Genomic DNA, 12,897 nt, shown 5'->3' with positions numbered 1-12,897 from the left:
CACGTTCAATTTGCTCTGGGCCGTACCCCGAGTCGATGGACTCGGCCGAGGTTCGATCACGTGCTGGCGATCTCCCGACTGAGCCCGGCGTCTATCAGTTCGTAGATAGTTCGGACGAGGACGCCACTGTTCTCTACGTCGGCAAAGCCGTGGCTCTCCGGGACCGCGTCCGTTCGTATGCCGATCCCCGGGGTGAGCGCATCCGGCGGATGGTCGAGCGCGCCGCCGATATCGACGTTGTCGTCACCGACACCGAGACGCAGGCGCTCCTCCTCGAAGCGAATCTCATCAAACGCCACCAGCCACGGTACAACGTCCGGCTGCGCGACGACAAGTCCTATCCGCTCGTGCAACTGACCGATCACCCCGCGCCACGGATCGAGATCACGCGTGATCCAGCCGAAGGTGCAGACGTCTTTGGCCCGTTCACCGACAAGAGTGACGTCGAGACCGTCGTCAAGGCGATTCGGGAGACCTTCGGCCTCCGTGGCTGTTCGGATCACAAGTACGCCAATCGCGATCGCCCCTGTCTGGACTACGACATCGGGCTCTGCTCGGCCCCGTGTACCGGCGAGGTTAGCCCGGCGGCCTACCGCGAGGATGTCGCGACAATCCGCCGGTTCTTCCGCGGGGAGACTGGCGTCCTCGCGGAGCCGATCCGCGAGGAGATGGACCGGGCCGCCGACGAAGCGGCGTTCGAACGAGCGGCGAACCTCCGGGACCGCCTCGACGTCGTCGAGTCCTTCCACGCGGGTGGCGCGAAGGCCATCGAGTCGACCGACCACCGGACGACCGACGTGCTGGCGGTCGCCCTGGAGGGTGACTCGGCGACGGTCGCGCGCCTCCACAGCAATGAGGGGTCGCTGGTCGATCGGGAGCGCCACACCGTCGAGACGCCCGACGGCAAGCGGGCCGGCGACGTGCTCGCCGCCTTCGTCCCGCAGTACTACGCTGAACGCGACCTCCCCGACCGTCTTCTGGTCTCCGACCGACTGAGTGACGACGACGTGCAATCCTGGCTATCCGACGCTGGCGTCGACGTTCGCGTTCCGGGGGCCGGTCGGGAAGCGACGCTCGTCGACCTGGCGCTGAAGAACGCGAGACGCAAGACGGGGCACGAGGACGGTGTCACCGCGCTCGCCGACGCCCTCGGTCTCGATGCTGCCGACCGGACCGAGGGCTTCGACGTGAGCCATACCGGCGGCGCGGGCGTCGTCGGCAGTGACGTCTGTTTCGTCGACGGGTCGCCCGAGAAACCCGACTATCGACGCAAGAAACTCGCCGAAGGCAACGACGACTACGCGGCCATGCGGTCGCTGATCGGCTGGCGGGCCGAGCGCGCCATCGAAGGGCGGGACGACCGGCCGGATCCCGATCTGCTCCTGATCGATGGCGGCGAGGGACAGCTCGCGGCCGCTCGCGAGGCCCTCGACGCCGTCGGCTGGGACGTCCCTGCGGTCGGGCTGGCGAAGGCCGAAGAGCGGGTGATCACTCCCGAGCGGACGTTCGACTGGGATGACGACACACCACAGTTGCGCTTGCTCCAGCGCGTCCGCGACGAGGCTCACCGTTTTGCCGTTCAGTATCACACGACACTCAGGGACGACGTGTCGACGGCACTCGACGACGTCCCGGGCGTCGGTCCCGAACTTCGGACGCGGCTGCTGGGGCGGTTCGGGGGCGTTGACGGGGTCCGGGCGGCCTCGACGGCGGAACTCCGAGACGTCCCGGGCGTCGGTGAAGCGACGGCGAAAACGATCCGGCGACAGCTTTGACCACGGGGCCCGGACCAACCCCCCGGCGGGACCAGGATTTCATTATGTATGCGATAATATTATCTTGTGCATAATATTTGATCGGGAGCCGGAACGGAAGTGGCTTCTCCTAGGGAATAAGACGCTGATCGGGAGACACTCGCGTGGCCGGACGTCGGCGGATCCGAAAGACGACATTGGTCACGGAGTCCCGACGGTAGCCGAGGTAGAACCGGCTTACGTTTCACTCTGCGGGACGGGAAGCCGCGCCCTTCAGACCTGGAGAACGTCACCGGGGAGTTGCGGGAGATCGCACTCGACCGTGAAGATCTCATCCTTTGTACCCCGACGGATGTGCTTGATTGTTTTGAAAGCTAATCGCCGCTCGCGGGCGCTCCGGGGATCGAACTGCCGTCCGATCCGACGCCGAGCCATGCCGACGCGGGTCAACCGAGCGGGACGTGAACTCCGGCGTTGACACCGAGACTGTGGGCGAGCATGTACAGCCCCAGACGAACAGCCACAGGAAGAGGACCGGCGATCGCCCGCGGGAACGCAAAGAGATCAGCCCGGCGGCGAACTGACAGATGCCACTGACCAGTGACCGAGCCGTCGCCGATGGCGGTATGGGTTCCCGTATTCAGTGGGTCTTTACCCTCGGAGTACGTTCGTTGGGTATGGGAAAGTCCGAATCCGACGGCGTTCCGGCGTCCGACGACGAGTGGCGTGAGGTTTTGACTGAAGAGGAGTACCACATTCTCCGCGAACGCGGGACCGAACCCAAGTTCAGCGGCGAGTACCTCGATGTCGACGACGACGGCGTCTTCCGGTGTGCCGGCTGTGGCGCGGCGCTGTTCGATACGGATTCGCAGTTCGAGTCCGGCCACGGCTGGCCGAGTTTCACCGACGTGGTCGCCGAGGGCAACGTCGAGACCGAACTCGACACCCGCCACGGGCGCGAGCGGACCGAAGTGCTGTGTGCCGAGTGTGGCGGCCACCTCGGTCACGTCTTCGACGACGGCCCGGAGCCAACGGGCAAGCGCTACTGTATCAACTCCGCGGCGCTGGATTTCGAGACCGACGACGAGTGAGACCGGCCGGAGGTTTTTTGCCCGTATTCGAAGTCAATGCGAGTGTGTCACGAAACGATTCCGTAGACGAGACCGAGCGTTCGCTGTTATCGGACGACCGCGTGGCAGGTGTCCGTGGGTTCCCGTGGTTAGAAGGAATCGTCACCGGTGGTGTGGCCTGGATCGTCGGCTACGCTCTCACAACCGCGCTGTTCTACGTGGGTCCGGCATCATTGACCGTCGAGTCTCATGTTCAAAAACTCAAGGGGATCGGCGTGATCTTCTACAATGCGCACTTTGTGGACGCCCTCGAAACGTTATCGAACGGTGAGATGCAGGAAACGGTTCGGTTCAACATGATCCTCGAACAATCCGGTTCCACGATACCGGATGTCGTCTATTTCTCGATTCCGGTCCTCGTACTGGCTGTCGCTGGCCTCCTGGTTGGACAGTCCCTTCTCGATTCAGAGACAGAACACGTCACGTTCGGGCTGGTCGGTGTGGCGCTGGCTGGCGGATACGTCCTTCTTGCGATCCCGGGGATCTTCCTGGCAGAACTAGCCGTCCGGTGGAGACTGGGAATTGTTGTCCTGACACCTGCACCGCTCGAAACGGTCGCCTTTTCGTTTGCGTATGCATTTGTGCTCGGTGCAATCGGCGCTTTTCTCGGAACCCGTCTCGATCGCTAGGGAAGCATCTGCGTGTCAATCCCGTCGCGCCGCCCGTCGAGGATGCCGAACCGCTCGTTTCGACGCTGTTCCAGCCAGACCAGCAATCGCTTTGCCCACTGGAGTTTCCGCCGCTTCTCCTCCCCCAGCGAGTCGTCCTCGAAGTCCCACCCGGGGAAGACGAGCTCCTCGGCTCCCAGATGATCGGCCAGAAACGCCGCCCGGTCACCGTCCGTGAAGCCACCGTAGTTCACGACCGCCCCGGTCGGCGCGGCCTGGGTCGTCGGGACGACGCTCGCCAGGTCGAACGTCGGGACGTACTGCCGGAGCACGTCCACGTTGTCACCGTGGGCGTGGACAGCCACGGGAACGCCTTCCTTCGTGAACTCCCGCACCCCCTCGGCGTGTTTGTCCAGATCGGTCACCACGAAATCGAGATCGAATCCGATATCGCGGAGGCTATCGGCGGCCGTCGAGGCGGCGACGATCGAATCGGCGTTTCGAACGACCTCGGTCTCGTCAAGCAGCGACGGACCGGCACCGGCGACGGCGACGGTGTCGCCTGCGAACGCATCCGGTACTGGCTCGTACGGCTCGACTTCGCGGCGCTCGAACACCGACGCCAGCCAGTCCCGCGCCCGCTCGTCGCCCGCCCGGTCGTAGCCGAAGTCGTCGAGGATGGCCTCGTAGACCGGCTCCCAGGTGGCAAAGTCCATCACTCGAACGCCTCGGGACCGACGCCCAACTCGTGGCCGATTATCGCCGCGTCTCGCGTCTCGGCCACGTCGTGGGTCCGGATCACGTCGGCACCGCGCTCGACGGCCAGCGCGGTCGCCGCGAGGCTGACCGGCAGCGCCTCCTCGGTCGACCGCCCGACGAATTCCCGGAGGAAGTTCTTGCGGTTGATCGAGACCAGCATTGGCCGGCCGAGTTCGCGGAACTCTCCCAGCCGCCGGAACGTCTCGCGATCGTCTTCGAGGGTCTGGGCCTCGCTCCACCCGCCAAAGGCCGGGTCGACGATCGTCTTCTCGGTGAACCCGCCCTGTTTGAGCGCCTCGTAGACCTGATCGACGTAGTCAGCATCGCCCGCCCACTCGGCATCGCAGCGCTCGGTCCAGTCCGTCTCGCCGACAGCTCCCGGCCGTTCGAGGTCCGGTGGGCTGGCCATCTTCACGACGGCGGCGTCGTGGGCCTCACAGACGGCGGGCATCTCCGGGTCGGCGAAGCCACAGACGTCGTTGACCATGTCGAAGCCACGCGAGAGCGCCTCGTCGGCGACTTCGCTGTAGCGTGTTTCGATCGAGAAGACGGCGTCACCGTCGACGGCGTCGATGGTCTCGATCGCGGTGTCGAGGCGCTCGCGTTCCTCCTCGGCCGAGAGCACCTCCAGGCGTTTGTTGGCCGATTCGAGGCCGACGTCGATGATGTCCGCGCCGGCGTCGATCATATTCTCGACGTAGGCGGCCGCCTCGTCCGGGTCGGCGAAGACGCTGGGGTCGTACGGCGACTCCCGGCTCACGTTGAGCACGCCCATGATCCGGGGTGGGTGGTCGTCGCCGATCCCGAGCCCTGCGGCGTCCACGTTGTGCATAGTGGGTGCGACGACCGGGACGGGCAAAAACGGTTGGTCCCCGGCGAAGGCGCTTTCCGGTTGACCGACAGCGCGCTCTTTTTGGTCGCCAGGCGAGTACCCCACGCATGGCCAAGGTTTCGATCGGGTTGCGCGGCTGGCGCTTCGAGGAGGACGACGTGTTCGACGACGATGGGTCGCTCAAGACACTCGTCGAGATGCCGCCGGACACCCGGAGTCGGATCCTCCGGCTCACCGCGCTGGTCGGCGAACCGTGTGACGCCTGCTACCTCGAGCACGGCGAGGCGAACGTCGCCGAGTGCAACGTCGGCAGCATCGTCTACGGCGAGCCGACCGGGACCGTGTTGCTGTGTGGCCCCCACGAGTCGGACTTCCTCTACTGGTACCGCGAGGAGGACGGCAGCGACCTCGCCGGCGAGCCGGAACTCGCCAACGCCTTCCAGGAGTGGTTCGCCGACGGCGGGCGCGCCCCGGCGGGCTACGGCGGCCTCGAGCACGTCGAGGAGGATCGCGACGAACTCCCCGACGTGAGTTCGGGCGCGCTCGATTCCCTGGAGAACGAACTCTGTGCGATGGACGAAGCCGAACGGGAGGAACTCGACGCCGACGTCGAGGATCTCGACCTCGATCTCGACGAATGAACGTGAGCGTCGCCGTCGTCGATGCCCAGACCCCGGGCAACGTCGGGACGATCGCCCGCGCGATGAAGAACTTCGGCCTCTCGGACCTCAAACTGGTCGACCCGCCCGAACTCGATCCCGACGGGGAGGCCTACGGCTACGCCGGCCAGGCCCGCGAGGACATCATGCCCGACGCCGACGTGGTCACCTTCGAGGAGATAGTCAACAACTACCATACCGTTGCGACGACGGCGATCACCAACGAGGACGCGACCAAGCACGTCCGGTATCCGTTCGTGACGCCGCGGGAACTCGCCGAGGAACTCAAGGGAATCGACACCGACGTGTGTCTGGTCTTCGGCCGCGAGGACGTCGGTCTCTCCAACGAGGAACTCGCCGAGGTCGACCAGATCTGTTCGATCCCCGCCAGCGACGACTATCCCGTCCTGAACCTGGGCCAGGCCGCCACGATCGTGCTCTACGAACTCCGGGCGCTGACCGTCGAGGAGACCCAGCTGCCCGACATCACTGATCGGGCCGATCAGCCAGCGATCGAGGGATTGCACGACCAGTTCGAGGGCTTCCTCGCGGCGATCGACCATCCCGCGGAGAAACGGGCGAAGGCCGGGCGTCTCTTCCGGCGGGTGATCGGGCGTGCCCATCCGACGGGCCGGGAGGTTCGGACACTGCGGGGGCTCTTCCGACGGGTCGAGCAGAAACTGGAGGATTAGGGCTGGCGTCCGTCTCTTGGAATTGTCTCGAAGTTCCGAACGTCGGCGATCAGATCGGCGAGCAGGTGTGCCCAGAGGATCGCCGCCGAGAGAACGCCGAGAAAGGGATCGACGGCGAGTCAGACGCCGGGCACGAGGACCCCGGCGATCACGACGTGGCTGATCAGCCGGTGGTAGGGACCGAGGTCGTCCGCCTCGAAGATCGTCGCGGGGTCGGTGACGACGATCCAGGGTGCCCGGAGAACGCGACGGAGTGGGGCGAAACTGCCCGAGAGCACCCACGCGAGCACGAAATGATCGAGGTCGATCAACACGCCCAGCGCCACGCCGTAGGCCACTGCGATGGCGGGGGCGACCGCCGGTTCGCCGGCCAGAACGACCGACTCGGCGAGGACGACCCCGCCAGCGACGACCAGCGAGATGGCGGCGTGAGCGCGTGAGTACATGGGAGGTAGTCGTCCGGCCGAGTCCATCAGGCGCGCTTCTGGATCTCCTCGCGGAGCACGTCGCTGACGACGTCGCCGTCAGCCTTCCCCCGGAGTTCGCCCATGCACTCGCCCATCAGTCCGGAGAAGGCACCCATCCCCTCGTCCTCGATCTGGCTTGCGTTGCGCTCGACGACGGTGACGACGGCCTCGCGGACTTCGTCCTCGCCAGCACTGCCGAGGTCCTCCTGCTCGGCTGCCTCCTCGGCGCTCAACTCGGGATTCTCGGCGAGTGCAGCCAGCAGGTCCGGGACGCCCTCCTTGGCGAGTTCATCCTCGGCCAGCAGCCCGAAGACCGCCCGGAAGTGGTCGTCGGTGAGGTGCTCGACCGGCGCGCCGTCCCGCCGGATCTCGGTCACGGTCGATTCGACCGTCTGGGCGGCCAACGTAGCGTCGACCCCTGACTCGACGGCTTCTTCGAACAGTTCCCACCGCTTCCCGTAGGCGACCTGTTCGGCCAGGCCGGCGTCGAGATCGTACTCGTCCTGGTAGCGCTCGGTCTTCTCGGTGAGGAGTTCGGGCGTTTCGACTTCTTCCGGGTCGGGTTCGACCGGCGGGACGTCGGTTTCGGGGTACATCCGCGCCGCACCGGGCAAGGGTCGAAGGTACCGCGTCGTCGCCTCCTCGGTGGCGTCGCGGGTCTCCTCGGGGACGCCGTCCATCGCGGTCTCGGCACGCTCGGCGACCGCCTCGATCGACTGCTCGGCGACCTCGGGCGCGTCGGCGACGATGGCGACCGCGTCCTCGCTCTCCTCGCCAGTGACGGCATCGGGATCGAGGTCGACGGTCTCGGCCAGCGCTTCGACTTCTGCCTCGGTGACGCCGTAGGCCGGTAGTTCGTCGGTGTGGAAGATCCCGCCCGCGCCGTGGCGCTTTGCGTGATCGGAGAACTCCGTTCCCAGGCGGCGGTCGGGCTGGATCTCGCGACCGACGAGGCCGCCAAAGCCCGGGAGGGGGACGGCCCAGACCTCGCCGCCGTCGTCGAGTGCGCCCCGGATCACGCCGCTGTCGGTGTCTTCGAAGACTCCGGTCACGTCCTGCGGGTCGCCGACCGTGGCGTCCCGGTTGTCGAGTTCCTCGGCGATGTCGAGCAGTTCGACCTGCCGACCCACTTCGTTGCGGACAATCGCCTCGATGTCTTCGAGACTCTGGACGCCTTTGATCTCGACGCGGGCCCCCTCGGCGATCGAGACGTTGACGTCCTGGCGGATGGTGCCCAGGCCGCGGCGGACCTGGCCGGTCGAGCGCAGGAGCATCCCGATGCGTTCGGCGGCCTCCTGGGCCTGTGCCGGCGAGCGGATGTCCGGGTCAGTGCCGATCTCGACCAGAGGAATACCGAGGCGGTCGAGGCTGTAGCGCACCCCGGAATCGGTCTCCTCGACGCGCTGGGCGCTCTCCTCTTCGAGCATGAGGTCCTCGACGCCGACCGGCCCCTCGCTGGTCTCGATCTCGCCGTCGGTCGCGACCATCATGGTGCGCTGGAACCCGGAGGTGTTCGACCCGTCGATGACGAGTTTGCGCATGACGTGGACCTGGTCGATCGCGTCCATGTCGAGCAGCTGTCCGATCTCGAGGGCGACGGCCATCGCCTCCTCGTCGACCCGGTGTGGCGGTTCGTCGTCGGCCTCGACCAGACAGGTCGAGTCGTAGGTCAGATATTCGAACTCGCGTTCGACCTGGCTCTCCTCGAGGGCGGCCTCGTCGAGTTCGCCGAGTTCGCTCTTCGTCGGGTGGAGGTATCGGGTGATGGTCGTCGTCGATTCCGCGGGATCGCGGATCGTCGTCGGGCACTCACAGAACAGCTTGCTCTCGGTGTCAAGTTGCTGGTGGATCTCAAGTCCGGCGACCAGCCCGAGGGCCGCGTAGTCGAAGTCGGCAGTCATTACTGGGCACTGGCGCCGCTTCGGGGAAAAACGCTCCGTTGTGTGTGGCCACCGCCGGACGGTGTATGCTACCGCTTGCCGCGTCTTTATGTGTGTGGCAGCCGAACAGTCGACAATGCGGTGGCGAGTCCTGGCGGTCGTTACCCTGCTCGCCCTGTCCGGGTGTACTGGCTTTTTGAGCGGTGACGAACCCGTCCCGACCGTTACGCCCGCGCCGGTTCCCACGGACCCTCCAGACACAGGCCCGGGGGCGATGATCGTGCCAGGAGTCTACGCTGACGGTGAACTTGAGCCGGACTTGCTCGCTGACGCACATCGGGATGTCCTTCGAGAGACCTCGTTCGTATGGACGGAGACCGACAACCGAACCGGGCGGGTCGCAAACGTCACCGACAGTACGATGTCTTATCGGACCGTCGCCTTCGCGAACGCGACCCGCTACTACTTCGAGACGAACGGTCGCACGGACCGCTATCAGGGTCGGCGGGTTTATTATCCGGTGTACAACGAATATGCAGACGGCGAGGACGTCTACATCCGCGCACTGTCGACATCGTGGGCCGCCTACCGCTACGACCGCGTCACCGCCGGCGGAAGCCGAAGTCGGTTCGTCCGGTCAGCGACGAACGCGGTCGAACGCTATCTCCCTGTCGGATCCGCCAGTATCGAACGGATCGAGTCGAACGCTGGAGTGCGGTATCGGCTCACGTCGACCCAACCCTCCGAGACACTCGCGCCACTGGTCGAGGACTACCGGGTTTCAGTCGTTGTGACTCGACGCGGACTCGTTCAAAATTTGACGGCCATGTATACGACCGAGCGCCGAACACGCTCCGAGACGATCACGTTCACCCACCGGTATACCTCAAATATCACCGACGTTGGAAACGTGACCGTCTCTTCGCCCGCGTGGCTCCCGGAGGCCCATCGTCGTCTCGCGAACGGGACGAGCCTGTCGTCGCCGTGACGGGGGCGACGGCACCGTGGCCGCTGCCGGAGTAGCCATCCGGCTCTATGCCCGTCGCCGGCCGCTCACTCGTCACCGAGAATGACGCGCTCGGTCATCGTCGCCGGGTCGAGCACCTCGTCGGCTTCGTCCTCGGTGAGGTAGCCTTTCTCGACGGCGACTTCTCGGATGGTCTGTCCGGTTTTCATCGCCTCCTTGGCGACCTCGCTGGCCTTGTCGTAGCCGATCGCGGGATTGAGTGCCGTCGCCAGCGCCATGCTCTGTTCGACACGCTCCTCGCAGTGCTCGCGATCGGCCTCCAGTTTGGCGACGAACTTCGTCGCGAAGGCACCGCTGACGTTGGCGATCAGCCGCGCTGATTCGAGGACGTTCGCCGCTATCACCGGCTTGTAGAGGTTGAGGTCGATCTGGCCGTTGGCCGCGCCGGTCGAGACGGTCGCGTCGTTGCCGACGACCTGGGCGTACACCTGGTTGACCGACTCCGCGACGACGGGATTGATCTTTCCCGGCATGATCGAGGAGCCGGGCTGGTTCTCTGGCTGATCGAGTTCGCCGAGGCCGTTACGCGGCCCGGAGGCGAGCAGCCGGAGGTCGTTGGCGATCTTCTGGAGCGACCCGGCGACGGTCCGGAGCGCGCCGTGGACCTCGCTCATCGCGTCGTGGGCGGCCTGGGCCTCGAAGTGGTTGTCGGCCTCCCGGAAGGTGAGCAGCGTCTCCTCGCTGATGTATTCGGCCGCCAACTCGGGGAATTCGGGGTGGGTGTTGAGCCCGGTCCCGACGGCTGTCCCGCCGAGCGCCAGTTCGGCCGCCCGCTCGCGCGTCTCCTCGACGCGGGCGATCCCCTTCTCGACCTGGGTCCGGTAGCCCGAGAACTCCTGGCCCAGCATCACCGGCGTCGCATCCTGGAGGTGGGTCCGCCCGGTCTTGACCACGTCGTCGAATTCCTCCTCCTTGATTTCGAGTTCCTCACGGAGCGTCTCCAGTCCGGGGAGGACGTCGCGCTCGATCGCCTCCAAAACGGCGACGTGCATCGCCGTCGGGATGACGTCGTTGCTCGATTGGCCGTAGTTGACGTGATCGTTCGGGTGGATCTCCTTCGACCCGATCTCGCCGCCGACGATCTCGGTAGCTCGATTGGCGATCACCTCGTTGGCGTTCATGTTCGTCGAGGTCCCCGACCCCGTCTGGAAGATGTCGACCGGGAACTGGTCGTCGTGGTCGCCGGCGATCACCTCGTCGGCGGCCGCGACGATGGCGTCGGCTTTCTCCTCGTCCAAGAGGCCGAGATCCCGATTGGCCTGTGCCGCACCCTTCTTGACGACGCCCAGCGCCCGAATGAAGCGTCGTCCGAAGCGCCGGTCGCTGATCGGGAAGTTCTCGATCGCGCGCTGGGTCTGTGCCCCCCAGTAGGCGTCGGCGGGCACGTCCATCTCGCCGAGGCTGTCGGCTTCGATCCGGTAATCCTCGCTGTCGGTCATTGCGTCCGGGGACACTCACGCCAGGAATTTAAGTGTCCGCGTGGCGGCGGCTGGGACGACTTGCTCACTCGATCCGAAATATCGGCGGCGAAAGGTTCTCGCTGTGGCACTCCGGGCACCGACTCGGCTCGTTCAGTCGGTCGTCGAACCCATCGAAGCCACAGTCCTCACACGCCGGGGGCGCGACCAGCAACTGCTCGTCACTATCATCGAGCGACCGGGCGATGTGCTCGACGTGCTCGATCACCGTCGTCGTCGAGAGTTCGAACGCCGCGGCGAGCGCCGTCGCGGACAGCGATTCCCCCCGTAATCGATCGGCGATCCGCTCGCGCGTGGTCCGCTGCATAGCCGTCGTTGCCGGGCCGGGAATATATACCGTCGGCTTTCCCGACACGACCACAGCCGGAACAGTACGCCTTTACCCACTCCGGCGTAGGAGTAGCCATGAAGCAGGCGATCGTCGCACGCGCGGATCTGAACATGGGCGAGGGGAAACTCGCGGCCCAGGTCGCCCACGCCGCCCTGATGGCCTACGAGGACGCCGACAGCCAAAGCCAGTCAGCCTGGAAGGGCAGCGGCCAGAAGAAGGTCGTCCTGCAGGCTGACGGCGAAGCAACGCTGTTCAAGCTCGCCGACAAAGCCGAACGCGAGGGGTTGGCCCACGCCATCGTCCGGGACGCCGGCCACACCGAACTCGAACCTGGCACCGTCTCGGCGCTGGCGGTCGGTCCAGCGGACGAAGACGCCGTCGATCGCGTCACGGGAGACCTATCGCTATACTGATGTATATGTGCCGCTGGGACTCAGAACCGATGTACCGCATTCAATCGACCTATTTATCTCTTACTGAAAGGTTTATGTACGATCTGCCCTAACTCGGGGTGAACACAATACGAGGACACCAGTATGCAAGGAAACCAACAACAGCAGGCCTACGATCGCGGGATTACGATCTTCTCGCCGGACGGCCGGCTCTATCAGGTCGAGTACGCACGGGAAGCCGTCAAACGCGGGAGCGCAAGCGTCGGTGTACGGACCGACGAGGGCGTCGTCCTGGCGGCGGACCGACAGACGCGCTCGTCGCTCATCGAGCGCGACAGCATCGAGAAGACACACAAGATCGACGACCACATCGCTATCGCGAGCGCCGGGCACGTCGCCGACGCGCGCAAGCTCATCGACTTTGCGCGCCGACGGTCGCAGGTCGAACATCTGCGATACGACCAGCCGATGGGTGTCGAGGCGCTGACGAAGGCCATCACCGACACGATCCAGGAGTACACCCAGACCGGTGGCGCGCGCCCCTTCGGCGTCGCGCTGATCGTCGGCGGGATGGAGAACGGCGAGCCCCGCCTCTTCGAGACCGACCCCTCGGGGACGCCCTACGAGTGGTCGGCACTCGCGGTCGGCGGCGGCCGCGAGGAGATCCAGGAGTACTTCGAGGACAACTACGAGGACGGCATGACGCTCGAGGACGGCGTTGGCCTTGCACTGGAAGGGCTGGCCGAACCCAACGAGGACGGGCTCGACCCCGACGGCGTCGACCTCCAGACGGTCGACGAAGAGGGCGTCCTCGGCGTGAGCCAGGACGTGATCGAGGAGCACCTCGAGGAGCGCGACCTGCTCGGAGGTGACGACGAATGAACCCTG

Annotated in this window: 13 protein-coding genes and 1 pseudogene; 8 read left to right on the top strand and 6 right to left on the bottom strand. The window is 65.7% G+C overall.

The window, feature by feature from the left end:
- Positions 1–35: 35 nt before the first annotated feature.
- The 3 genes from HBNXHr_RS09600 (at position 36) to HBNXHr_RS09590 (ending at position 3,513) form a co-directional block, all read left to right on the top strand.
- The gene (locus HBNXHr_RS09600; RefSeq protein WP_275881961.1) at positions 36–1,775 is read left to right on the top strand and encodes an excinuclease ABC subunit C; all 1,740 of its coding nucleotides are present in this window, start codon (positions 36–38) and stop codon (positions 1,773–1,775) included.
- Between the two features lie 656 nt (positions 1,776–2,431).
- Positions 2,432–2,845, top strand: a complete 414-nt coding sequence (gene msrB / locus HBNXHr_RS09595) for a peptide-methionine (R)-S-oxide reductase MsrB (protein ID WP_275737008.1) — start codon at positions 2,432–2,434, stop codon at positions 2,843–2,845.
- A gap of 44 nt (positions 2,846–2,889) precedes the next feature.
- Positions 2,890–3,513 carry a hypothetical protein gene (locus tag HBNXHr_RS09590; protein ID WP_275737007.1) on the top strand — a complete coding sequence of 208 codons (624 nt, stop codon included), beginning with the start codon at positions 2,890–2,892 and terminating at the stop codon, positions 3,511–3,513.
- Here HBNXHr_RS09590 and HBNXHr_RS09585 read toward each other — a convergent pair.
- Together HBNXHr_RS09585 and folP are read right to left on the bottom strand one after the other, a co-directional pair.
- Entirely contained in the window at positions 3,510–4,208 is a 699-nt protein-coding gene (locus HBNXHr_RS09585) for a 6-hydroxymethylpterin diphosphokinase MptE-like protein (protein ID WP_275881960.1), read from the bottom strand. The two genes, HBNXHr_RS09590 and HBNXHr_RS09585, sit on opposite strands and share 4 nt — an antisense overlap.
- A gap of 35 nt (positions 4,209–4,243) precedes the next feature.
- A pseudogene (folP, locus tag HBNXHr_RS09580) lies at positions 4,244–5,083 on the bottom strand (dihydropteroate synthase); the annotation flags it as partial.
- Between the two features lie 107 nt (positions 5,084–5,190).
- On the opposite strand from folP, the gene HBNXHr_RS09575 reads away from it, so the two are divergent.
- Both HBNXHr_RS09575 and HBNXHr_RS09570 read left to right on the top strand, forming a co-directional pair.
- Positions 5,191–5,724 carry a hypothetical protein gene (locus HBNXHr_RS09575; protein ID WP_275881958.1) on the top strand — a complete coding sequence of 178 codons (534 nt, stop codon included), beginning with the start codon at positions 5,191–5,193 and terminating at the stop codon, positions 5,722–5,724.
- On the top strand, positions 5,721–6,434 hold the full coding sequence (locus tag HBNXHr_RS09570; RefSeq protein WP_275881957.1) for an RNA methyltransferase: 714 nt from the start codon (positions 5,721–5,723) through the stop codon (positions 6,432–6,434). The genes HBNXHr_RS09575 and HBNXHr_RS09570 overlap by 4 nt, the downstream gene beginning before the upstream one ends.
- A gap of 119 nt (positions 6,435–6,553) precedes the next feature.
- Here HBNXHr_RS09570 and HBNXHr_RS09565 read toward each other — a convergent pair whose 3' ends face one another.
- Both HBNXHr_RS09565 and gatE read right to left on the bottom strand, forming a co-directional pair.
- The gene (locus HBNXHr_RS09565; RefSeq protein WP_275881956.1) at positions 6,554–6,880 is read right to left on the bottom strand and encodes a hypothetical protein; all 327 of its coding nucleotides are present in this window, start codon (positions 6,878–6,880) and stop codon (positions 6,554–6,556) included.
- A gap of 26 nt (positions 6,881–6,906) precedes the next feature.
- The gene (gatE, locus tag HBNXHr_RS09560; RefSeq protein WP_275881955.1) at positions 6,907–8,802 is read right to left on the bottom strand and encodes a Glu-tRNA(Gln) amidotransferase subunit GatE; all 1,896 of its coding nucleotides are present in this window, start codon (positions 8,800–8,802) and stop codon (positions 6,907–6,909) included.
- A 115-nt stretch (positions 8,803–8,917) separates the two neighbouring features.
- On the opposite strand from gatE, the gene HBNXHr_RS09555 reads away from it, so the two are divergent.
- The gene (locus tag HBNXHr_RS09555) at positions 8,918–9,769 is read left to right on the top strand and encodes a hypothetical protein (protein ID WP_275881954.1); all 852 of its coding nucleotides are present in this window, start codon (positions 8,918–8,920) and stop codon (positions 9,767–9,769) included.
- A gap of 65 nt (positions 9,770–9,834) precedes the next feature.
- On the opposite strand, the gene HBNXHr_RS09550 is transcribed toward HBNXHr_RS09555, so the two are convergent.
- Positions 9,835–11,247 (bottom strand): class II fumarate hydratase, encoded by a 1,413-nt coding sequence (locus tag HBNXHr_RS09550; protein ID WP_275881953.1) that lies wholly within the window; start codon positions 11,245–11,247, stop codon positions 9,835–9,837.
- Between the two features lie 64 nt (positions 11,248–11,311).
- Positions 11,312–11,593: a transcriptional regulator gene (locus tag HBNXHr_RS09545; RefSeq protein ID WP_275736996.1), complete on the bottom strand. Its 282-nt coding sequence runs from the start codon at positions 11,591–11,593 to the stop codon at positions 11,312–11,314.
- Positions 11,594–11,691: 98 nt separating this feature from the next.
- On the opposite strand from HBNXHr_RS09545, the gene pth2 reads away from it, so the two are divergent.
- A complete protein-coding gene (pth2, locus tag HBNXHr_RS09540; RefSeq protein ID WP_275881952.1) occupies positions 11,692–12,030 on the top strand; it encodes a peptidyl-tRNA hydrolase Pth2 in 339 nt (112 codons plus the stop codon).
- A 123-nt stretch (positions 12,031–12,153) separates the two neighbouring features.
- Positions 12,154–12,891 carry an archaeal proteasome endopeptidase complex subunit alpha gene (gene psmA / locus HBNXHr_RS09535; protein ID WP_275881951.1) on the top strand — a complete coding sequence of 246 codons (738 nt, stop codon included), beginning with the start codon at positions 12,154–12,156 and terminating at the stop codon, positions 12,889–12,891.
- Positions 12,892–12,897: the final 6 nt, after the last annotated feature.

This window comes from Halorhabdus sp. BNX81 (genome assembly GCF_029229925.1).
Lineage (GTDB): Archaea > Halobacteriota > Halobacteria > Halobacteriales > Haloarculaceae > Halorhabdus.
Note: the sequence above shows the minus strand (reverse complement) of the source record. Positions and strands in the feature narration are given on the sequence as shown.

Bases quoted from the DNA above. Each gene is read 5' to 3' on its own strand.
- HBNXHr_RS09600 (WP_275881961.1), top strand. From the start codon at position 36: ATGGACTCGGCCGAGGTTCGATCACGTGCTGGCGATCTCCCGACTGAG.
- msrB (WP_275737008.1), top strand. From the start codon at position 2,432: ATGGGAAAGTCCGAATCCGACGGCGTTCCGGCGTCCGACGACGAGTGG.
- HBNXHr_RS09585 (WP_275881960.1), bottom strand. From the start codon at position 4,208: ATGGACTTTGCCACCTGGGAGCCGGTCTACGAGGCCATCCTCGACGAC.
- HBNXHr_RS09575 (WP_275881958.1), top strand. From the start codon at position 5,191: ATGGCCAAGGTTTCGATCGGGTTGCGCGGCTGGCGCTTCGAGGAGGAC.
- HBNXHr_RS09570 (WP_275881957.1), top strand. From the start codon at position 5,721: ATGAACGTGAGCGTCGCCGTCGTCGATGCCCAGACCCCGGGCAACGTC.
- HBNXHr_RS09565 (WP_275881956.1), bottom strand. From the start codon at position 6,880: ATGTACTCACGCGCTCACGCCGCCATCTCGCTGGTCGTCGCTGGCGGG.
- gatE (WP_275881955.1), bottom strand. From the start codon at position 8,802: ATGACTGCCGACTTCGACTACGCGGCCCTCGGGCTGGTCGCCGGACTT.
- HBNXHr_RS09555 (WP_275881954.1), top strand. From the start codon at position 8,918: ATGCGGTGGCGAGTCCTGGCGGTCGTTACCCTGCTCGCCCTGTCCGGG.
- HBNXHr_RS09550 (WP_275881953.1), bottom strand. From the start codon at position 11,247: ATGACCGACAGCGAGGATTACCGGATCGAAGCCGACAGCCTCGGCGAG.
- HBNXHr_RS09545 (WP_275736996.1), bottom strand. From the start codon at position 11,593: ATGCAGCGGACCACGCGCGAGCGGATCGCCGATCGATTACGGGGGGAA.
- pth2 (WP_275881952.1), top strand. From the start codon at position 11,692: ATGAAGCAGGCGATCGTCGCACGCGCGGATCTGAACATGGGCGAGGGG.
- psmA (WP_275881951.1), top strand. From the start codon at position 12,154: ATGCAAGGAAACCAACAACAGCAGGCCTACGATCGCGGGATTACGATC.